Here is a 21,436-nt window from a genome sequence, read left to right as displayed (position 1 = left end):
CCCACCATGGCTCAGAATGTTGATTGATCGATGGAAAAAATTACTGTGTCAAAACGTCATTGGTTGCTTTTATGGGGATTACAACTGGGCCTGGCCGGTATGGCAGCCCCGGTGTTTTCCCAGGCGATCCTGCCCTACACCCCCAATTTAGACCAACAACAGTTAGAAGATCAGGGCCTGGCACTCACGGAAGATGTGGTGCAATTGGTGCGATTTCAGCAGTATGACCTGGCCTTTCCTCGGGCCAAACTGGCAACTCAACTGGCGCCGGAGCAGTTTCAAACTTGGTTTATTCTCGGCACCCTGTACTTGCAACAGGAAGAGGTGGAGCCGGGCATTGAAGTGCTGAAAAAAGCTGAAGCCATGGCACCGGAGGAGGCAGGTATTAAATTCACCCTAGGTAATGCCTATTTTCAACAGGGGGCATATAACCAAGCAGTGGAAGTATTGCTGGCCGGTTTAGCCCAGCGCCCCGACACCCCCGCCGCCCTCTTTGATTTGGGCAATGCCTATCTAAAATTGGTTAAATATCCCGATGCTGTCACTGCCTACCAAAAGGCTCTGAAAGCGGAGGAACAGTTTTGGCCAGCCCTGAACAATATTGGTTTAATCGAATACGAACAGGGAAAAATTGACACTGCCCTCAAACGTTGGCAAGAGGTGATCAAAATCGATGCGGAACAGCCGGAACCCCAATTGGCGATCGCCGTGGCGTTGTATAAACAGGGCAAAACGGAAGAGGGATTGCTGAAGGCTCAGGATGCCCTCAACTTGGATAGTCGCTATGGGGAAATTGATTTCCTGATTAAGAATCTTTGGGGAGAGCAGTTAATTGCAGACACTAAGGCCCTATTTTCTACCCCCACCATGGTGGAAATGTTGCGCACTTTACCGCCCCCCAGTGATGATCTGTAGTAGGTCAAATTTTCCCGTTCCTTTGCCATAATTCCTCAATCTGTCATGACCCCAGACCAAGTAATTGTTGCCCTAGATGTACCGGATTTGCCCAAGGCGATCGCCCTAGTGGATCTTTTACCGGGGGTGAATTTTTGGAAAGTGGGGCTGGAATTGTTTGTGGGGGCGGGGCCAGGAATTTTGACGGAGTTAAAGGAGCGGGGTAAGCGCATCTTTTTAGACCTGAAGTTCCACGACATCCCGAACACGGTTTTGGGGGCTTGCCTGTCTGCCAGTCGGTACGAAGTGGATTTGTTAACCCTCCATGCCACTGCGGGGAGCCAAGCTTTAACTTTGGCCGCCCAAGCCATGGCCCCGTTGACCCATCCTCCCAAACTGTTGGCCATTACCCTACTCACCAGCATTGGCGATCGCCAGTTACGGGAAGAGTTGCAACAACCGTTAGCGGTGGAGGATTATGTCAACGCCATGGCCCAGTTAGCCCAAAATGCTGGCCTTGATGGAGCGGTGTGCTCTCCCCAGGAAGTGGCTATGCTGAGGCAAACCTATGGCCCGGACTTTTTGTTGGTTACCCCCGGCGTGCGCCCCCTCTGGTCTGTCCAAGGGGATCAACAACGGATCATGACACCCTCTCAGGCGATCGCCGCTGGCGCCGATTATGTTGTCATTGGCCGGCCCATCACTGCTGACCCCAACCCCGAAGCCGCTTGGGAAAGATTATGCCAAGACTTTGCTGTCTGAACTTATTTCGATGCTCCCCGGTTGCCAAAGTTGGCCTATCTGCCACTGGCTGTACTTTGATACTGCTCACCAATCTGGGTTTAAGCTCCGTGCAAGCCAGAAATCAGCCATCCTCCCACCAAGGCCACTGCCAGCACCAGCAACCTTTAACGGAATTGATGCCCCCCCTGCTGGAAGCTTTGCCCAGTTACACCAATCGGGTCATGCAGCGGAGTCAAATTGGTGGCGTTCCTTTGAGGACCTACATTTTGATTGCCGGCAATGCCGATTTTGATCCCCTCCCCCTAGCCCAACAGCAATGGCAACCGGCGTTACCAGATACCACTGAACAAGTCTTTTTCACCACCCTAGAAAGAAGTTACACCGACCAACGGGCGATCGCCAGTCAGAACTTTTACTGGGCATTTTTTGTGCAAACGGAGCAGGGTTGGCAGTTGGCGTTACTGTACCAACAATTAGGTGGAAGCTCCCCAGAACAGCCCACTTCTCCCCGCCGGGACGCCAGCACCGGGGCGATCGCCCAAGGCATTCGTTTATGGTTGAGGGATTGTCAGGCAGGGGTGTTTGCGGCTAGTTAACCTGGCTTAAAATGACTGCAAACCATTGCTGGTCATCGGTCCATACTTGCAAGGGTTCTAGGCCATGGTCCGCCAACTGACGGGTAATGGCATTAGGATTATTAGCTTGGAGAGAAAATTTGCAGGATATTTCCGTGAGTATGGTTTCCCCGGCTTGGAAGTTAATCGTTAAACCAAGGTTTTCCAGCCGCACCGCTTGCTTGGTGCCACTGCGTAAATACATTTCAATTTGGGACTTTTGCTGGTTAAATATGGCTCGATGGAAAAAATTATCCAACGCAAAATTGCCCTGAAAACGCCAATTTAAATGGCGCAACATATTCAAATTAAATTCCGCTGTCACCCCCTGGACATCGTTATAGGCCGCCTCTAAAATATCCACGGGTTTACATAAATCCACCCCCAATAAAAAGTAATCCCCTGGGTCTAAAGCTTGCCCTACTTGCTCAAAAAAATCTTGACAATCGTCGGCGGAAAAATTACCGAGGGAACTGCCTAAAAAGGCCATCAAACGATGGGGATAATTATGGTGGGGCAATGATGCCAGGGCCAACTGATAGGTACTCACCAAACCCCGAACCGTTAATTGGGGATAAGTGGCTAAAATAGCCTCGGCATTTTCTTTCAAAATTGCTTCACTGACATCAACGGGAATATAGCGTAGGGCAATATTTTCTTCCGCAAAGGCATCCAGTAAAATACGGGTTTTAGTGGAACTACCACTGCCCAATTCAATGAAGTCACAGGCCCCCGTAATCTGCACCAGTTCCTTGGCGATCGCCTGAAGAATACTGGCCTCCGTGCGGGTGGGATAATATTCCGGCAGTAGACAAATTTGCTCAAACAGCAGAGAACCCCGGTCATCGTAAAAATAGTGGGGGGGTAAAGTTTTGGGGTATTGCTGCAAACCGACAATGACATCTTGGCCATGGTTGACATAGCTCTGGGGATGGCTGAGGAGACGGTTTTCGAGCTGTAGACGGGGGGAATTTTGAACGGAGACCATGGTGAGGTGCAAAAACTAACACATCCTCGCACCATAACCTGAACTGTCCCTCCAGATCGACCCCCAGACCGTAGTTAAACAGCGGCGAAGCTTGAAAACTCGCCCAGGGATTGCTCCAATCTTACCCCTTGGCCGGAGAAAGCCTAGTAATGATACTTGCAACATCACCTCAGACCTTGGTAATGGCGTTTAAGAGCCTGCTGATGCAGTTTTGGTTAGCCTCTACATCGACCCACTAAAGCTTAGGTAATACTGGGAGCCTGTTTGTAAAGTCTTATTTTGCCTCCTAAATCCCCTCACCAAAGCTCCGGCAATACCGGGGGACTTTGCGTTTGCTTCCCCTCAAATTTGGGGGGTCAGGGGGACTTTTCAAACACGTTCTGAAGACTTGTATTTCTCCCCCTTATCAGAAGGGTAGAGGGAGAAACAACACCATCGTTTTCATTTTCTGCACAATACTAGGGAGCAATGACATTTTTGCTTTTTTGCTCTGCTTTTTTCGCCGCTTGCTTAGCCCGTTTTTCTGCTTGCTTTTTTGCCGCCTGTTCAGCGGCTAGACGACGTTTTTTCTCGGCTTTTTCCGCCTCTAATTTTTCCAAATAGTAATGGTAATCACCGCTGTACACCACCAGTTCCCCATCCCGAATTTCCACTATCTTATTAGCGACCCGAGAAATAAAATAACGGTCGTGGGAAACTAGCACCACGGTGCCTTCATATTCCTGTAATGCTTCCTCTAACATTTCTTTGGCGGGAATATCCAGGTGATTGGTGGGCTCATCAAGGATGAGAAAGTTGGCCGGAGTGAGCAACATTTTCGCCAGGGCTAAGCGGGCTTTTTCTCCGCCACTGAGGGAGGCTACTTTTTTAAACACGGTTTCCCCAGAAAAGAGAAATCGCCCCAACAGGGTCCGTACTTCTTCATTTTTCCAGTCGGGTACTTCATCATGGATGGTTTCCATCACAGTTTTTTCCAGGTCTAAGGCTTCCGCTTGGTTCTGCTCAAAATAGCCAGGTAAAATGTTGTGTTCCCCTAGTTTTATTTGGCCTTCCTCCGGCAATTCCATGCCCATAATCATCCGCAAGAGGGTGGATTTTCCGCAACCGTTGGGGCCGAGAAATGCAATACGATCGCCCCGTTCAATTTCTAAATTTGCCCCCAGAAAGAGTAACTTATCGTTAAAGGCATGAGAAACATCTTCAATCAGGGCCACTTGACGACCACTGCGGGGAGCGGGGGGGAAATGGAATTTAAGGGTTCTGACACCACCGACGGGGGCCTCTACTCGCTCAATTTTTTCTAGTTGTTTTTCCCGACTTTTAGCCTGGGTACTGCGGGTGGCACTTGCCCGGAATTTGTCCACAAAGGCTTGTTGTTTGGCCAAAGCTTTTTGTTGATGTTCATAGGCACTAGCCAAGGCCAAGGTCCCTTCCTCCTTTTGCACGAGATAACTGGAATAATTACCCAGATAGGTGGTGGAAACTCCCCGTTCCGTTTCGACAATTTTGGTGCAAAGACGATCTAAAAATTCCCGGTCATGGGAAATAATCACCATGGGGGTTTTTAAGCCCTTGAGATAAATTTCTAACCATTCAATGGTTTCCAAATCTAAATGGTTTGTTGGTTCGTCCAGCAGTAATAAATCCGGCTCCTGCAGTAGAATTTTGCCCAAACTGATCCGCATCTGCCAACCGCCACTAAAGGAACTGACCAGGCGATCGCCGTCCTCCGGTTCAAAACCAATTTCCGGCAAAATCCGCTCAATTTGCGACTCCAACCGATAACCGTCCAGGGCTTCAAACTGTCGTTGTAATTTATCTAATTTATGAATTAAATCTTCCAGGGTGTCCGGATCGGCCACTTCCATAGCCTGATGGACATGGTGCATGGAGTCCTGAACCTGGTTCGCCTCGGTGAATACGGTCCACATTTCCTCCCGTAAAGTACGGGTGGGGGTAACGTCAAATTCCTGGGTTAAATGGGCGATTTTCAGAGCCGTTGGCCGAATAATTTCCCCCGCAGTGGCCTCCACTTCCCCCATAATGATCTTGAGTTGGGTGGATTTTCCGGCCCCGTTGACCCCCACCAGGCCTACCCGTTCTTCTGGTTTAACTTCCCAGTTCACATCTTTAAGAACTTCGCCGGTGGGATAAATTTTGCGGATGTGTTCAAGTCGGAGCATAGGAATAGGGCTGGGGGGAAACTGAGCTTCCAGTCTATCGAAAAATTGGCATTTAAACCCTGTCCCCCAATCTTGAGTCCCTGAAAATATCTGCGAGGATTATTATCATCATGGTTGCAACCCCAGATTGGGTGAAAAAAGCTGTTTTCTATCAAATTTTTCCGGATCGTTTCGCCGTCGGCCAACAGCAGGCGATCGCCGTCGCTCAACAACCAAAGCTAGAACCATGGGATACACCACCAACGGTGGAGGGCTATAAAGGGGGAAACCTGTGGGGCGTGATCGAACATTTAGATTATCTGCAGGATTTGGGCATTACTGCTTTGTACCTCACTCCCATTTTCCAGTCCGCCTGTAACCACCGTTACCACACCCATGACTATTACCAAGTGGACCCTCTCCTGGGGGGCAATGAAGCTTTGGAGACCCTACTAACTGCGGCCCATAGTCGAGAAATGAAAGTGGTTTTGGACGGAGTGTTTAACCATGCCAGTCGGGGTTTCTACTTTTTCAACGACATTTTGGAAAACGGGCCCCATTCCCCCTGGTTAGATTGGTTTTACATCGAAGACTGGCCTTTATCAGCCTATGACGGTTCTTTGCCGGCTAATTATCGGGGTTGGGTAGATTTGCGAGCCTTGCCGCAGTTTAACCACGATAATCCCGACGTGCGGGAATATTTAATGCGGGTAGGGGAATATTGGATTGCCCAAGGCATTGATGGTTGGCGTTTAGATGTGCCCGATTGTGTCAAAGCGGAGGGGTTTTGGGCGGAATTTCGCCGTCGGGTCAAAGCTATTAACCCGGAAGCCTACATTGTGGGGGAAATTTGGTGTGATGCTAGTCCTTGGTTAGGCGGAGATCAGTTTGATGGCGTGATGAATTACCGATTCACCGAACCAACAGTGGCCTTCACCATTGGCGATCGCCTGCAAAAAGAACATCTACGGGGGGAAGAATATCGTCCCTACCCCGCCCTCAACGCAGAAGCCTATGGAGAAAAAATTAGCCAACTTCTGCAACGACACCCCTGGGAGATTCAGTTAACCCAATTGAATTTGCTCAATAGCCACGACACCGCCCGCCTCTTAACCCTGGCCAATGGCGATCGGCCCAGCGTTAACCTAGCCCTCCTACTAATGTTTACTTTCCCCGGTGCTCCCTGTGTTTACTACGGTGACGAAGTGGGCTTAGCAGGGGGAGCAGATCCCGATTGTCGCCGAGTTTTTCCTGCAAAAACTGATTGGGATTTAGATTGTTGGGAATTTTATCGTCAATTGATCGCTCTGCGCCATCGCTATCAATGCTTGCAACTGGGGGATTACAAAATTCTCGTCACGGCAGGTATGGGCTATGTTTTTCAGCGGCAATACGGTGATGAAGCCATAATTGTTGCTGTTAATAGTGGTGACAACATAATGGAAATTTTATTATCTTCAGAAACAATAAATTTGGATAAAATAGACGTATCTGAATCTATATTTGCCGCCAATGGCGAGACCGCAATTGACCGGAACAACGCAGGGTTGCTTTTGACCATGGCCCCCCAATCAGGAGCAGCTTTTGCCATCATCTAATTTTGGCCATGAAGCTAGCATTTTTCCAAAAATGTCTATCTTTTCTGGGGTTTACTTGGTTACTATCCTGGGGAGCTTCGCCTGCTCAAGCCTTTTCCTGTTACATTATGCCAGGGCATGAATATCTAACCAAATTTGCGCTCACAAGACTCCAATTTAGCGAGGATAAATTAACTAGGGTTTTTTACGGTGATTATGTCGGCGGCGTAAATTATTTATCCCATCCTTTGGCCTATGGCAATGTGGTTAATGATTTTCCCCAACTTGATCCAAGTTTGACAAAAATTTTAATCAGGATTTTATTGGGGCCAGAATGGGATGAATTTACTATCCAGGAACAGGAAAGATTTATAGTCGCAACCATAAATCACAATGAACTCCGCTCCCAGGTGATGCATTTTACCCGTAATTATCTTGGTCAAAGTCAACAACAAGCCGTTAGTGCCAAAGCGTCTTGTCTGCTATCTCAGAATTTTATTAAAAATACAGTGATTTACGGCACTGAAGTAATGGCGGGACAACAAATAATCAGCCAAAATTTAGACCGTTACCAGCGCAAACAATTAGGCCTCAAATTTATTGGGGCGGCCCTCCATACAGTCCAGGATTCTTTTGCTCCAGCCCACACTAAACGTCATCCCAATACGTTTTTGTTAACAGACGTTTGTAGTTTTCGTTATCCCTATTTTGGCCGTAGCCAAACATCGATGTATTCAGTTGGCTGTGTTCATACGATATTTCCCGGCGATCGCAACTTTGGTGGGGGATCTGTGTTGAAAGATGATCATATTTGGCATCGAGGACAGAGTCATTGCCAAATTGAAGGTAATGGCAGAATCGAGAAAAGTTTTACCTGTCTAACGGATCAGGCCCAATTAGCCACCATAGTTAGTCAGGATTTTTTAGCATTGTTGGTTCCTTTTTTAGACCAAGCCCTCCGGAAGCAAATTGTGGCCCACCAGGATTTGACAACGACTTTAGACAAATTTTTAAACTTTTACCATCCTCACCCAGTCAAAGGCTTAACAGTCCAGGGAATTATGGCCTGTGACGGTTTGGGCGACTTTGCGCCCCATACTCGTTTTGAAAATTATTAAGTTGGGGATTTTGTTTTTTCCCGTAGTTTTTGGGGATAGTTTTTCTAGGTTAAGCTGAGTTAGGGCTTATTTGTTAGAGCAACACTTGTCAATTTGGAGCGCAGAGTAAACGAGCAATGACGCAGAAAGTAGTGGTGGGACTATCCGGTGGGGTAGATAGTTCGGTGGCGGCGGCCCTGTTGCACCGTCAAGGTCATGCCGTGGTGGGGGTGACTCTCTGGTTAATGAAGGGTAAGGGTCAGTGCTGTTCGGAAGGGCTGGTGGATGCTGCTTCTATCTGTGAGCAGTTGGGGGTACCCCACGAAATTGTTGATACTAGGGATTTATTCCAAAATCACATCATTGATTACCTGGTGCAGGGTTACGGCGAGGGCGTGACCCCACTGCCCTGTTCCCAATGTAATAAAGCCGTGAAGTTTGGTCCCATGTTGCAATACGCCCAACAGTCCCTTGGTATCGATAAAATTGCCACGGGCCATTATGCTCGCATTCGCTTCAACGAAGACAGTCAGCGCTATGAGTTATTGCGGGCGGTCGATCGCCAGAAGGATCAATCCTATTTTCTGTATGACCTGTCCCAGGAAATTTTGGCGGCGACCCTGTTTCCCCTGGGGGAACAAACCAAAACTGTGACCCGACAGTTGGCGGCGGAGTTTGACCTGAGCACAGCAGAGAAGAAGGATAGTCAGGATTTATGTCTGATTGAAGCCCATGGTTCCATGCGGGACTTCTTGGACAAGTACATTGCCCCCAAAGCGGGGGAAATTGTTGACCTGTCCGGAGCGGTGTTGGGACACCATGAAGGCATTCATCACTACACCATTGGCCAACGGAAGGGACTGGGCATTGCGGCCGCGGAACCGTTATACGTGGTTAAGCTCGATCCGGTGATGAATCGGGTTATTGTTGGCGATCGCCAGAGTGCGGGCAGTGGAGAATGCTACGTGCAAAGGTTAAATTGGGTGTCCATTCCCGAACCAACGGCCCCCATCCGCTGCGAGGTACAGGTGCGTTACCGTTCTGCTCCGGTGACGGTCAACGCCATTCCCTGGGACGACCAACAAATCAAACTGGTGTTTGACGAACCCCAATTTGGCATCACCCCCGGCCAGGCCGCTGTGTTCTACGATGGCGATCGGGTGCTAGGGGGAGGCATCATCTGCCCCCAAAAGTCGGAAAAAGCAGGGGTCTAGGCGACATCGCCCCCCACCACCACGTTCCGGATGCGTAAACTTGGGCCACCACAACCCACGGCTAAGCCATTTTGGCCCCCTTTGCCACAACCCCCGGACTCATCCCAATAAAAGTCGTCGGCGATCGCCTCGATGTTAGCCAGGGTTTTAAAGACATTGCCAGAGAGGGTCACATCCTTAACCGGTTCTGCTAGCTGGCCATTACGGATCATCCAAGCCTCCCCGGCGCTGAAGGTGAACATTTCCCCATTGGTCATACCCCCGAGCCAGTTTTGGGCATAAACCCCCTCCTCAATGCCGTCTAACAAATGGGCCACAGGGGTTGCTCCCCGGCCAATCCACGTATTGGTCATGCGCACAATGGGGGGATAGTGGTAATTCAAACAGCGGGCATTACCAGTGGGTTGTTCCCCCAACTTCCCTGCCGTTTCCCGGGAGTGGAGTCTGCCCACCAACTCGCCGTCTTTAATTAGTTGGGTGGTGGTGGCCGGTACCCCTTCGTCGTCAAAACCGTAACTGCCACGGTGCCCTGGGGGGGCCGCCCCATCAAAAATTTGCAACTCCGGTGGGCCAAAGCGTCGCCCCAAGCTCATCACTTCCAAAAAGTCGGGATTTTCGTAGAGCATATCTGCTTCGGATAAATGGCCAAAGGCCTCGTGGACAAATAACCCAGTCAAAATTGGGTCAATCACCACCGGATAAATTTTTCCCTGTACTGTAGGCAAAGTTAGCGCTTTCACTGCCCGTTTCGCCGCCTCCTGTACCACGGTATCTAAATTTTCCAAGTCCCCATAGCCCCGGCGGGAGCCTGTGGTTTCCCTACCTACTTGCACCCCATTGCCATCCTTTGCAGTGGCGGCAAAACGCATTTCCAAGTCCCACCAACATTGCTCCAACAAAGTCCCTTCTGAAGTGGCGAGCAACACCGTTTGTTGACTGTCGCTATAGCGCACATGGGTGGTGGTAATTTTATCGCTGGTGCCCCGGAGCAGATCATTGTAGTGGTCACAGAGGGCTTTTTTATCAGCCAAACTAATCTCACGGGGGTCTTTACCCGTCAAAGGATTAATAAAGGTTTGCTGGACTGGATCAATGGGAGCCAACAGGGTTTCATCGTCCCCAATTAACCGGGCCGCGGCGATCGCCTCTTCTAATCTTTGGCGTAACTGCTCCCAACGATTAAAACTGGCAAAGCCCCAGCCCCCTTGATGACAAACCCGCACCTGGCCACCAATGGCAATGCCCTCACTGAGAGTTTCCACCTGGTTACCCCGTAAGCTAATTTGGGTGCCTTCAGACTGTTCCAACCGGATACTGATAAAGTCCGCTTGGGACCGGTAACGGCCAATTAGTTCCGGCAGGGTTGCTTTAATGGTGGCTAAGTTCATTGAAAAAGAATTAGGGAGTCACCATCCATGATACTTTTCCCGCCCCTGCTTGACCGCCAAAATTCATGGAGCTCAACAGCTTTCAACCTAGGAGAAGATGATTTGGGAACCGGGGGCGTTAATTTTCACCGATAAAACCTGATGATTTTTAAAAGTTTCCGCCAAACGGGGATGCACTGATGGCGGGGCAAAAAATAACATAAACCCCCCCGCTCCGGCCCCCAGCAACTTACCGCCCCAGGCCCCTGCTTCCCGTCCCTGTTGATAAATACTGTCAATGTCGCCGTTGGAAATGCCCACATCCAAGCTCCGTTTTGCCTGCCAGGCTTGGTCTAGCAACTCCCCAAAGGCAGATAGGCATTGGTTACTGGTCAAAATATCCCAACCCTTGTCCACCATGGCACGCATCAGTTGCAAAGTTTCCCGATTATTACCCACCCGCTTTAATTGCTTTTCCACCACATTGGCCGCCCGCCGTTTGATGCCAGTAAAAACAATAAAGATATGTTCTTCAAACTCCGCCATCCTTGCCGGGGCCATGGTCACCCGACTAACCACAATGTCATCTTCCTTACGGAATTCCACTAAGTTAAATCCCCCCATGGCAGCCATGAGTTGATCCTGACAGCCCACTTTATCGTTGACTAAATGCCTTTCCACATAAATAGCTTCATAGGCCAAATCCAGAGGACGAATAAACTCCCCCTTGAAAGAGTGCAAAGCCTGTAGTAAGGAAACGGTAAAGGCAGAAGAGGAACCTAGGCCGGTAAAAGCTGGTAAATCTGCCACATTATGGAGCTCAATATCCTTTTCCAAACCACAAAATTTCAGGCATTCCCGAAAAACCACATGCTCCATCTCACTGGGATTTTTGACCAATTCCACTTTGCGGTAGGAAACTCGAATGGAATAGTCAAATAAATGGCTCAAAAAAGGGCTAGCAGTGACGTAGGAAAATTTGTCGATCGCCGTGGCTAGGACCGCACCACCATGCTGGAGAAAATACTCAGGATAATCAGTTCCCCCACCAAAAAAACTAATGCGGACAGGGGCACGGGAAATCAGCATGGGCCTGGCAAAGACAAGGTTAACGACAGATACATTATTGCCGACTGGGGGGCAATGTCAGCGTTCAATGCGAAAACCACTGCTCAAACCCTGTCCTGGAGGGGAATCCGTCCCTAACCCTGGGAGTTTCCCCCCCCCGGATACCCCATGAGATCTGCCAAAATTAAACTGTTCTTTCCCCACAGCACCCCATGAAATTTTCCCTCGAATCCCTCTACGGCTGGTACCGTCAAATGCTCCAACATCCCCGGTACCGCTGGTGGATTGTCCTTGGTTCCCTGGTGTATCTCCTCAGCCCCATCGACTTTTTGCCCGATGTTTTCCCTGTGCTTGGTTGGATTGACGATGGTTTAATTGCCACTTTATTGGTCTCGGAAATTTCCCAAATGGTCCTCACTGGATTGAAAAATAAAGCCGTCAAACAGGAAAAGAATGCCCCCCAGGAATCGGTGGTGGTAGATGTGGTGGGACAAGATGTAGCCCATAGTTAATTTAATTGTACTCAGTTTAGCTTGTCATTGCATTCCTCCGATTCTCTAACCCTGGAAGACCTTCAGAGTCAGAGGATTTCGAGAATGGAATCAAGTCGCCAAAACCTAGACTTCTGTGAACTTCCCTAGTCAATTTATCCCCTGGGAAGTTTTTGTTTGCCAATTATTCCGTTTGCACAATTACCTTTTCGGCTACGGCTTGGGCTAAACGTCGGGCTTGATCAACGGATTCCCCCCGGGCTAGGGCTACCCCCAGACGACGATGGGGTCGAGCATTGGGTTTACCAAATAACCGCAAATCCGTATGGGCTTCGGCCAAGGCTTCTGCGACTCCACTGTAACTAAGATTTTCCCCAGCTTCAGGGGCCAGAATAACCGCACTGGCGGCGGGGCCCGTTTGTTGAATGTGGGGAATGGGTAAACCTAAAATGGCCCGCAAATGTAACTCAAATTCGTTCAAATTTTGGGAAATTAGGGTAACCATGCCGGTGTCATGGGGCCGGGGAGATAATTCGGAAAAAATCACTTCCTCCGGGGTAATGAAAAATTCCACCCCAAAAATGCCCGCTCCCCCCAAAGCATCGGTGACTGTTTTGGCGATCGCCTGGGCCTGGGCTAACTGCCCTGGGTTTAAAGGGGCCGGTTGCCACGATTCTTGATAATCTCCCCGTTCTTGCCGGTGGCCAATGGGATCACAAAAGAGGGTTTCCCCCTGCCATTGGCGGATGGTCAGCAAAGTAATTTCCAACTCGAAGGGAATGAACTCCTCCACAATCACTTTGGTTTGATCCCCCCTCGCTCCGGCGATCGCCGCTTGCCAAGCCTGGGTCACCTCTTCATTACTGTTAACCACCGATTGACCCTTACCGGAGGAAGACATCACCGGCTTAACCACGTTGGGAAAACCAATGGCCTGGCTAACTTGCTCCAACTCGGCCAGACTGGTAGCGTAGTCGTAACGGGCAGTACGCACCCCCAACTGTTGGGCGGCCAACTCCCGAATTCGGTCTCGGTTCATGGTGAAATTGGTGGCTTGGGCGGTGGGAATAACCCGATAACCCTGGGCTTCTAACTCCAATAATTTTTCTGTGCGGATCGCTTCCACCTCCGGTACAATCCAATCCGGCTGATATTTTCTTACCACCGCTGCCAGGGCGTCCCCATCCAACATGGAAATGACTTCTGAAATCTGGGCCACCTGCATGGCTGGGGCATCGGCATAACGGTCCACCGCAATTACCCAATTACCTAATCTTTGGGCGGCAATGGTAAATTCCTTACCCAGTTCCCCGGAGCCAAGTAGCAAAAAGGTTTGGGGCAAAGTGACGGGGTTGACCATGGTTAAATGTTAGAGGGCAGGGGATGACCACCGGCGAGGGAACCGGTTTTTCCCAGTTTCCCACAGTTATTGCCTCCTTACCCCTGGGACAAATCCTTGGTTATAGCCGCCAAAGTCCCTAGGGTCTTAGCCGTTTCCATGGGTTGGGTTTTGACAAGGGGTTTTAGTTCCCATGGCCATAATGAACTGCAAAGTTACTTGCCAGCAGAATGTATGGATAACTATCCCCCACTGCCAGAGCCCTATAACCTAGCTAATGAATTGGCCAAGGAACGGAACCGGGCCGCCGCAGAACGGACCTTAATGGCTTGGATTCGCACCAGTCTTTCTTTGATTAGTTTTGGCGTGGGCATTGACCGCATTGTCGCCGCCATCCACGGCGCGTTTCCGGGAGGCAGAAATGGTTTTCATTTATCCCGGACTTTGGGTTTATCCTTTATTATCATTGGCACCTTGGCCCTACTAGCGGCCGCCATCAATCACCGTCAAGATTTAAAGTGCATTGAACGGGGACGTTTCACTTACCAGTCCCGCCTGTCCATTAGTTTTGTGGTGGCGATCGCCTTGGTGGTGGTGGGAACGTTTGCTTTTTTAGCGATTATGTTCCAGTCGCTTTAGACTGTTCGAGTGGGGCAATAGGCTTTTCCTTACTACGTGTATTTTTAATGGTCTCCTGCGAAAATCTTTGGCAACAGGCCCTGGCCATCCTGGCAACCCAGTTAACCAAACCGGCTTTTGACACTTGGATCAAAACATCAGTGCTGACCTCCTTAGGGGATGGAGTGGCCACCATTCAGGTGGAAAACGGCTTCGTCCTCAACCATTTGCAAAAATGCTATGGCCCACTGCTGATGGAGGTACTAACGGACTTAACTGGCCAGGAAATCACTGTGAAGTTAACCACCGACGGCCTGGAGCCCCACAGCTTAACTCCTCGCCAGTCACCCCTAACGGTGGAGACCACAGCTAAAAATTCCACTGCCCTCAATGCTAAGTACACCTTTTCGCGTTTTGTGGTGGGGCCGACCAATCGCATGGCCCATGCCGCTTCTTTGGCAGTGGCGGAATCCCCCGGGCGGGAATTTAATCCCCTTTTCCTCTGTGGCGGCGTTGGTCTAGGAAAAACCCACCTCATGCAGGCGATCGCCCATTACCGGTTGGAAATGTATCCCAATGCCAAAGTTTATTACGTTTCCACAGAACGATTCACCAATGACCTGATCACCGCTATCCGCCAGGACAATATGGAGGATTTTCGGGCATATTACCGCAGTGCCGACTTTTTGCTCATTGACGATATCCAATTTATTAAGGGCAAAGAGTACACCCAAGAGGAATTTTTTCACACCTTCAACAGCCTCCACGAAGCGGGCAAACAGGTGGTAGTGGCCTCCGATCGGGCCCCCCAAAGGATTCCTGGCCTACAGGACCGGCTCATTTCCCGCTTTTCCATGGGTTTAATCGCTGATATCCAAGTGCCGGATTTGGAAACCCGCATGGCTATTTTACAAAAAAAAGCTGAGTACGACAGGATTCGTCTACCTAAGGAGGTTATTGAGTACATTGCTTCCCATTACACTTCCAATATCCGGGAACTGGAAGGAGCCCTAATTCGGGCGATCGCCTACACGTCCCTATCGAGTGTGGCCATGACAGTGGAAAACATTGCTCCGGTGCTCAACCCCCCGGTGGAAAAGGTGGCCGCTGCCCCGGAGACCATCATCAGCATCGTGGCCCAGCATTATCAGTTAAAGGTCGAAGAACTACTGAGTAACTCCCGCCGCCGGGAAGTTAGCCTGGCTCGTCAAGTGGGGATGTATTTAATGCGTCAGCACACGGACTTGAGTTTGCCCCGCATTGGGGAAGCCTTTGGCGGTAAGGACCACACCACCGTCATGTACAGTTGCGACAAAATCACCCAACTACAACAAAAAGATTGGGAGACCAGTCAAACCCTTACTAGCCTCAGTCATCGCATCAACATTGCCGGCCAAGCCCCGGAATCCTAGACCCCCGGCGATCGGTGATTAATTATGAGAATGAATATGTCAGAATGTAAAATATTTGCTAATAATATGTAAATGCGTTTCGGCAAGGAACGCCAACATCAGTGCAGGTTTGGCCCCTGTGGCCCGGCTTGCTACCCATAAGAAAATGGCATCAGGAGAACAAATATTGTTCCACCGACAGGCCACATTTGGGTTTTGGCCAACCGCTCTACCCTAGCGGTGTAGTTTCCAATCGTCTCGTCTTATTAGAGAATGGAGTCTAAATGGCATAACCCAAATTACAGAAGCCTCCTTTAGAAATTCTTGCCTTTGATGCTAGCTACGCAAGAGGATTTGCATTTATGACTATTGCAGTCGGACGCGCCCCAGTCGAAAGAGGATGGTTTGATGTCCTCGACGATTGGCTAAAGCGTGATCGTTTCGTATTTATTGGTTGGTCTGGTTTGCTGCTCTTCCCCTGTGCCTTCATGGCCCTGGGGGGATGGCTGACCGGCACCACCTTCGTTACTTCCTGGTACACCCACGGTCTAGCCAGTTCCTATCTAGAAGGAGCTAACTTCCTGACCGTGGCGGTCTCTTCCCCCGCCGATGCCTTCGGCCATTCCCTCCTGTTCCTCTGGGGGCCCGAAGCCCAAGGTAACCTGACCCGCTGGTTTCAAATTGGTGGTTTGTGGCCCTTCGTTGCCCTCCACGGTGCTTTCGGTCTGATTGGCTTTATGCTGCGTCAGTTCGAAATTTCCCGTCTGGTCGGCATTCGTCCCTACAACGCCATCGCTTTCTCTGGTCCCATTGCAGTGTTTGTCAGCGTCTTTTTGATGTACCCCCTGGGACAATCCAGTTGGTTCTTTGCCCCCAGCTTTGGGGTAGCGGGAATCTTCCGGTTCATTTTGTTCCTGCAAGGGTTCCACAACTGGACTTTGAACCCCTTCCACATGATGGGAGTGGCAGGGATTTTGGGCGGCGCCCTACTGTGTGCTATCCACGGTGCCACGGTGGAAAACACCCTGTTTGAAGATGGGGAAGATTCCAATACTTTCCGGGCATTTGAACCCACCCAAGCAGAAGAAACCTATTCCATGGTGACCGCTAACCGTTTCTGGTCTCAGATTTTCGGTATTGCCTTCTCCAACAAGCGGTGGTTGCACTTCTTTATGTTGTTCGTGCCGGTAACTGGTCTGTGGATGAGTTCCGTGGGTATCGTCGGTTTAGCCTTAAACCTACGGGCCTATGACTTCGTCTCCCAGGAGCTACGGGCAGCGGAAGACCCGGAATTTGAAACGTTTTATACAAAAAACATTTTGTTGAACGAAGGGATGCGCGCCTGGATGGCTCCCCAAGATCAACCCCATGAAAACTTTATCTTCCCTGAGGAGGTTCTCCCCCGTGGTAACGCTCTCTAATACTTCGATGGTGGGGGGACGTGACCTTCCCTCTACCGGTTTTGCTTGGTGGTCGGGGAATGCCCGACTGATTAATCTCTCCGGTAAATTGCTTGGTGCCCACGTTGCCCATGCCGGTTTGATCGTTTTTTGGGCTGGGGCCATGACCCTGTTTGAAGTTGCCCACTTCATCCCCGAAAAACCCATGTATGAGCAGGGTTTAATTCTCCTGCCCCACATTGCTACCCTGGGCTGGGGCGTTGGTCCCGCTGGGGAAGTAACTGATATTTTCCCCTTCTTTGTTGTGGGGGTATTGCACTTAATTTCTTCGGCCGTTTTAGGTCTTGGGGGTATTTACCATGCTCTCCGGGGCCCTGAAGTTCTGGAAGAATATTCCAGCTTCTTTGGCTACGACTGGAAAGATAAAAACCAGATGACCAATATCATTGGCTACCACTTAATCCTGTTGGGTTGTGGTGCTTTGTTACTGGTCTTTAAAGCCATGTTCTTTGGCGGTGTCTATGATACCTGGGCCCCCGGTGGTGGGGACGTGCGGGTGATTACCAATCCCACCCTTAACCCGGCAATTATCTTTGGCTATCTGCTGAAGGCGCCCTTTGGGGGAGAAGGTTGGATCATCAGTGTCAACAACATGGAAGACATCATCGGTGGTCACATCTGGATTGGTTTGATCTGTATTTCCGGTGGTATTTGGCACATTCTCACTAAGCCTTTCGGTTGGGCTCGCCGGGCTCTGATCTGGTCTGGGGAAGCTTATCTTTCCTACAGCTTGGGTGCCCTTTCTTTAATGGGCTTTATTGCTTCCATTTTTGTTTGGTTCAATAACACCGCTTACCCCAGTGAATTCTATGGTCCCACTGGTATGGAAGCTTCCCAATCCCAAGCCTTCACCTTCTTGGTGCGGGACCAACGGTTGGGTGCTAACATTGCTTCTGCCCAAGGCCCCACTGGTCTAGGTAAATACCTGATGCGTTCTCCTTCTGGAGAAATCATCTTTGGTGGTGAAACCATGCGTTTCTGGGATTTCCGTGGCCCTTGGTTGGAACCCCTCCGGGGCCCCAATGGTTTGGACCTCGACAAACTCCGCAACGACATTCAGCCCTGGCAAGTACGGCGGGCGGCTGAATATATGACCCACGCTCCCCTTGGTTCTTTGAACTCTGTGGGTGGGGTAATCACCGATGTTAACTCCTTTAACTACGTTTCTCCCCGGGCTTGGTTGGCAACTTCCCACTTCGTCCTTGGCTTCTTCTTCCTGGTGGGTCACCTCTGGCATGCTGGTCGTGCTCGGGCGGCGGCCGCTGGTTTTGAAAAAGGCATTGACCGGGAAACTGAACCCACGTTGTTCATGCCTGACCTAGACTAATTTGGCACTGTTTTAAAAAAGTCCCCCTAGCCCCCATGGTGGGGGCAATGACCTTTGAGTTTTCCCCAACTTGGGAAATTAAGGGGGTTGAGCCAAATTCATTATTTTCCCCTGCCTGTTTGGTGGGGGATTTTTGTTTGGCGATCGCCTAATCGCCTAAAATAAAGCCTGTTGCCCCCGAGAAGCTTTTTCGCTATGCAGTTTTTGGACTTTATCACCGCCTGGGAAGGAAAATGGCTTTCCCAACGTACCAATTATAGTTTTGAGCAAAATGAAGCGGGCAATGACAAATCCGATGTGACAGTGCAACGGTGGGATAGTCAAACTGAGCTAGGGCAATCGCTCCAAGCCCTGGCCGGTTTAGACCATGGTGGAGGGTTAATTATGTTGCAACTAAGTTGGGATACGTCCGTGGACTGGGGTAAGCCCAAAAATATCGGCTCCATTTACTACGGTTTTCTGCCCGACGGCGATCGCTCGGAACAGGGTCGTCTTTGGCGGGGTAATGGGGATGGGAGCAAAGTGTTCCTGCGCGGGGATTACCATCTCGGGTCAGACGAGTGTTTGACCTTAAATTTACAGGATGGGGAAACTCGCCTAACAGAAAGGCATTGGTATGCTAGCCCCAACCTACGACTCCGCACCAGTCTGATCCAGCGGGGAGGAGGTTATAGTCATAGTGCCTTCTATTCCGATATCCGGCGTTTACCTCCAGCAAAGTAACAAGTATCAGGTAACAGGTGTCAGTTTTTATCCTCAACCGAAACCGATTATTCCATGGCATTTTTTCAGCAAGATCCAGCCCTGGGGGATATGGCCCAGGCGATCCTTGAAAGCACTTGGCAGACTTTCCCTGCTTTGCAACGGGACCAAATTGCCTTGACCTGGCTAGTTTATGATGCTCCAGTAATGGTTAATACCGGAGGGGCGATCGCCGCCAATGAATTTTGGCAGTATCCCGTGCGGGGCTTTAGTTACCGGGGCATTGAACGCATTTATCCCGCTAGCGTGGTGAAATTGTTTTATCTGGTGGCCATGGCGGAATGGTTGGAAGGGAGCATGGTTAAGGATTCCCCGGAGTTGGAGCGGGCGGTGCGGGATATGATTGTGGACTCCAGCAACGATGCCACCAGCTTAGTGGTGGATACACTCACCGGTACCAGCAGTGGGCCCATGTTACCGCCGGGCCCCTTTGAAACCTGGCAGCAACAGCGTAATATTGTGAACCGTTATTTTAAATCCCTGGGCTGGGAGGAGTTGCAGAACATTAATGTCAACCAAAAGACCTGGGGTGATGGTTACTACGGCCGGGAAAGGGCCTTTGTGGGAGAACTTTACGAACAGCGCAACATGTTGACCACCAACGCTGTGGCCCGTTTACTGCACAGTATCATTGGCGGTGTGGCCGTGTCCTCAATCCGTTCCCAACAAATGATGCAATTGCTCAAGCGGGATTTAACGGTCGCTCCGCCCTCCCCAGGGGAGGATAACCAAATTACCGGCTTTCTCGGTGAAGCATTACCCAAAGATGCCCAAATTTGGTCTAAGGCCGGTTGGACGGGCCAGGTGCGCCATGATTGTGCCTACATTGAAATTCCCCACCAGAGTCCCTATCTTTTGGTGGTATTTACTGAAAATTCTGCCCTCGCTGGCGATCGCCGTTTATTGCCGTTTATTTCCCAAGCCTTCGCCAATGCCTACTAAACCAGACCTATGGCTTCCCACTTTGAAAGGTCAAATCGACGCTGGTTAGATAGATTGCCCAGAAATTTAACCGACAGTGCTCGTTCTCTCCATCCCCGTACCCTATTGGCGGCCATTGTGGTGGGGTTGATTACTGGAGCGGTGGGGGCTGGTTTTAAGTCCGCTGTTAATAATGTGCTCCAATGGCGATCTCAATTGGCCAGCCTCTTGTCCCCCATTCCCCCGTTGGCCTGGTTGGTGACCGCTTTGGTGAGTGGGGGCATGGTGGCACTCAGCTTTTGGTTAATGAAGCGCTTTGCCCCGGATACCAGTGGCAGTGGTATTCCTCAAATTGAAGGGCATTTAGACGGGAAATTGCCCTTGATATGGCAGAGAGTATTGCCCATCAAACTCGTGGGAGGCTTTTTGTCCCTGGGGGCCGGTATGTTGGCGGGTTTTGAAGGGCCAACCATTCAAATGGGGGGAGGCATTGGACAAATGATAGGAAGCTGGTTGAAATCTAGCCAAGAACATCAACGAATTTTAATTGCGGTGGGGGCCGGGGCCGGTTTAGCCACCGCCTTTAACGCCCCCTTGGCGGGCATGGCGCTGATTGGAGAAGAAATGCGGCCCCGTTTTCGCAGTCAAACTTTGGCCTACCACGGACTGCTGTTTGGCTGTGTGATGGCCACCATTGTTCTGCGGATGATTCGGGGACAATCCGCCATTATCAGTTTGACTCAATTTAAACGGGTTCCCCTGGATTCCCTCTGGATGTTCATCATTTTGGGCATTTTGTTTGGGGTCATGGGTTACGCCTTCAACTGGGGTCTATTCAAACTACTGGACTGGTTTGATCTACTCCCTCCCCTAGCGATGCGATGGAAAGGCTTTATCCTCGGTTCAGTCATCGGGATTTTGTCTCTATTGCCCTTACCCCTCACCAATGGCGGGGACAATGCGGTGCTCTGGGCTTTTAATAGTCAGTCCCATTCTTCGACGCTAATACTGGTGTTTTGTGGTAGGTTCCTGTTAACTCTGATTTGCTATGGCTCCGGAGCGATCGGTGGTATTTTTGCTCCCATGCTAGGTATTGCTTCCATTGCTAGCGTTGTCATAGCTCGGCATTTTCATTTACTATTTCCTGCTCAAATTCCCGAACCCGCCGTGATGGCGATCGCCGGTATGGGGGCTTTAGTTGCCGCAACGGTGCGGGCCCCATTGACAGCCATTTTGCTCACCATTGAAATGACTGATAACTATTTTGTGATTTTGCCTCTGTTGGTCACTTGTCTAGTGGCTAGTGTGGTGGCGGAAGGATTGGGTGGTAAACCTATTTATGCAGTATTGTTGGAGAGAACTTTAGCCAAACAAAACCATGGCTAAGATTTATCTAAATATT

At 50.2% G+C, this 21,436-nt stretch carries 18 protein-coding genes and 1 pseudogene; 14 read left to right on the top strand and 5 right to left on the bottom strand.

The features are described from left to right. Nucleotides 1-30: 30 nt before the first annotated feature. The 3 genes from IQE94_RS08810 to IQE94_RS08800 all read left to right on the top strand — a co-directional run bounded on the left by IQE94_RS08810 (nt 31) and on the right by IQE94_RS08800 (nt 2,234). Complete coding sequence (locus IQE94_RS08810; protein ID WP_223343175.1) at nt 31-915, top strand: lipopolysaccharide assembly protein LapB; 885 nt, start codon at nt 31-33, stop codon at nt 913-915. A 45-nt stretch (nt 916-960) separates the two neighbouring features. After that, on the top strand, nt 961-1,656 hold the full coding sequence (pyrF, locus tag IQE94_RS08805) for an orotidine-5'-phosphate decarboxylase (RefSeq protein ID WP_212717560.1): 696 nt from the start codon (nt 961-963) through the stop codon (nt 1,654-1,656). A gap of 89 nt (nt 1,657-1,745) precedes the next feature. Beyond that, on the top strand, nt 1,746-2,234 hold the full coding sequence (locus tag IQE94_RS08800; RefSeq protein ID WP_223343174.1) for a hypothetical protein: 489 nt from the start codon (nt 1,746-1,748) through the stop codon (nt 2,232-2,234). Here IQE94_RS08800 and egtD read toward each other — a convergent pair. After that, nucleotides 2,227-3,240, bottom strand: coding sequence for an L-histidine N(alpha)-methyltransferase (gene egtD / locus IQE94_RS08795; RefSeq protein ID WP_212717548.1), 1,014 nt, complete (start codon nt 3,238-3,240; stop codon nt 2,227-2,229). The genes IQE94_RS08800 and egtD overlap by 8 nt on opposite strands. 458 nt (nt 3,241-3,698) lie before the next feature. Next, entirely contained in the window at nt 3,699-5,423 is a 1,725-nt protein-coding gene (gene abc-f, locus IQE94_RS08790) for a ribosomal protection-like ABC-F family protein (protein WP_212717546.1), read from the bottom strand. A gap of 110 nt (nt 5,424-5,533) precedes the next feature. Here abc-f and IQE94_RS08785 point away from each other — a divergent pair, with 110 nt between their 5' ends. The 3 genes from IQE94_RS08785 (at nt 5,534) to mnmA (ending at nt 9,290) form a co-directional block, all read left to right on the top strand. Continuing rightward, nucleotides 5,534-7,000: a glycoside hydrolase family 13 protein gene (locus IQE94_RS08785; protein WP_223343173.1), complete on the top strand. Its 1,467-nt coding sequence runs from the start codon at nt 5,534-5,536 to the stop codon at nt 6,998-7,000. Between the two features lie 8 nt (nt 7,001-7,008). Continuing rightward, complete coding sequence (locus IQE94_RS08780; RefSeq protein ID WP_212717543.1) at nt 7,009-8,097, top strand: hypothetical protein; 1,089 nt, start codon at nt 7,009-7,011, stop codon at nt 8,095-8,097. Between the two features lie 116 nt (nt 8,098-8,213). After that, nucleotides 8,214-9,290, top strand: a complete 1,077-nt coding sequence (gene mnmA, locus IQE94_RS08775; protein ID WP_212717541.1) for a tRNA 2-thiouridine(34) synthase MnmA — start codon at nt 8,214-8,216, stop codon at nt 9,288-9,290. On the opposite strand, the gene IQE94_RS08770 is transcribed toward mnmA, so the two are convergent. Together IQE94_RS08770 and IQE94_RS08765 are read right to left on the bottom strand one after the other, a co-directional pair. Next, entirely contained in the window at nt 9,287-10,678 is a 1,392-nt protein-coding gene (locus IQE94_RS08770; RefSeq protein WP_212717539.1) for a TldD/PmbA family protein, read from the bottom strand. The two genes, mnmA and IQE94_RS08770, sit on opposite strands and share 4 nt — an antisense overlap. Nucleotides 10,679-10,765: 87 nt before the next feature. Beyond that, on the bottom strand, nt 10,766-11,746 hold the full coding sequence (locus tag IQE94_RS08765; protein ID WP_212717537.1) for a GHMP kinase: 981 nt from the start codon (nt 11,744-11,746) through the stop codon (nt 10,766-10,768). A 191-nt stretch (nt 11,747-11,937) separates the two neighbouring features. Here IQE94_RS08765 and IQE94_RS08760 point away from each other — a divergent pair, with 191 nt between their 5' ends. Then, a complete protein-coding gene (locus IQE94_RS08760; protein WP_212717535.1) occupies nt 11,938-12,237 on the top strand; it encodes a YkvA family protein in 300 nt (99 codons plus the stop codon). 163 nt (nt 12,238-12,400) lie between these two features. Here the strand turns inward: IQE94_RS08760 and purT are convergent, their stop codons facing one another. Continuing rightward, nucleotides 12,401-13,576, bottom strand: a complete 1,176-nt coding sequence (gene purT / locus IQE94_RS08755) for a phosphoribosylglycinamide formyltransferase 2 (RefSeq protein WP_212717533.1) — start codon at nt 13,574-13,576, stop codon at nt 12,401-12,403. Between the two features lie 96 nt (nt 13,577-13,672). Here purT and IQE94_RS08750 point away from each other — a divergent pair, with 96 nt between their 5' ends. From IQE94_RS08750 to clcA, 7 genes and pseudogenes are all read left to right on the top strand, one after another. Further along, nucleotides 13,673-14,194, top strand: coding sequence for a YidH family protein (locus tag IQE94_RS08750; RefSeq protein WP_223343172.1), 522 nt, complete (start codon nt 13,673-13,675; stop codon nt 14,192-14,194). A gap of 47 nt (nt 14,195-14,241) precedes the next feature. Then, nucleotides 14,242-15,585, top strand: coding sequence for a chromosomal replication initiator protein DnaA (gene dnaA, locus IQE94_RS08745; protein WP_212717530.1), 1,344 nt, complete (start codon nt 14,242-14,244; stop codon nt 15,583-15,585). A 341-nt stretch (nt 15,586-15,926) separates the two neighbouring features. Continuing rightward, the gene (gene psbD, locus IQE94_RS08740; RefSeq protein ID WP_010872429.1) at nt 15,927-16,985 is read left to right on the top strand and encodes a photosystem II D2 protein (photosystem q(a) protein); all 1,059 of its coding nucleotides are present in this window, start codon (nt 15,927-15,929) and stop codon (nt 16,983-16,985) included. Further along, entirely contained in the window at nt 16,969-18,351 is a 1,383-nt protein-coding gene (psbC, locus tag IQE94_RS08735) for a photosystem II reaction center protein CP43 (protein WP_194013892.1), read from the top strand. The genes psbD and psbC overlap by 17 nt, the downstream gene beginning before the upstream one ends. A 161-nt stretch (nt 18,352-18,512) precedes the next feature. After that, a pseudogene (locus tag IQE94_RS08730) lies at nt 18,513-19,074 on the top strand (phycobiliprotein lyase). A 54-nt stretch (nt 19,075-19,128) separates the two neighbouring features. Continuing rightward, entirely contained in the window at nt 19,129-20,055 is a 927-nt protein-coding gene (locus IQE94_RS08725) for a serine hydrolase (protein WP_212717526.1), read from the top strand. Between the two features lie 9 nt (nt 20,056-20,064). Then, nucleotides 20,065-21,420 carry a H(+)/Cl(-) exchange transporter ClcA gene (clcA, locus tag IQE94_RS08720; protein WP_223343171.1) on the top strand — a complete coding sequence of 452 codons (1,356 nt, stop codon included), beginning with the start codon at nt 20,065-20,067 and terminating at the stop codon, nt 21,418-21,420. Nucleotides 21,421-21,436 lie beyond the last annotated feature (16 nt).

This window comes from Synechocystis sp. PCC 7339 (assembly GCF_019924095.1).
Classification (GTDB): domain Bacteria; phylum Cyanobacteriota; class Cyanobacteriia; order Cyanobacteriales; family Microcystaceae; genus Synechocystis.
The sequence above is the reverse complement of the archived record's forward strand: the minus strand, read 5'-3'. Positions and strand labels throughout refer to the sequence as shown.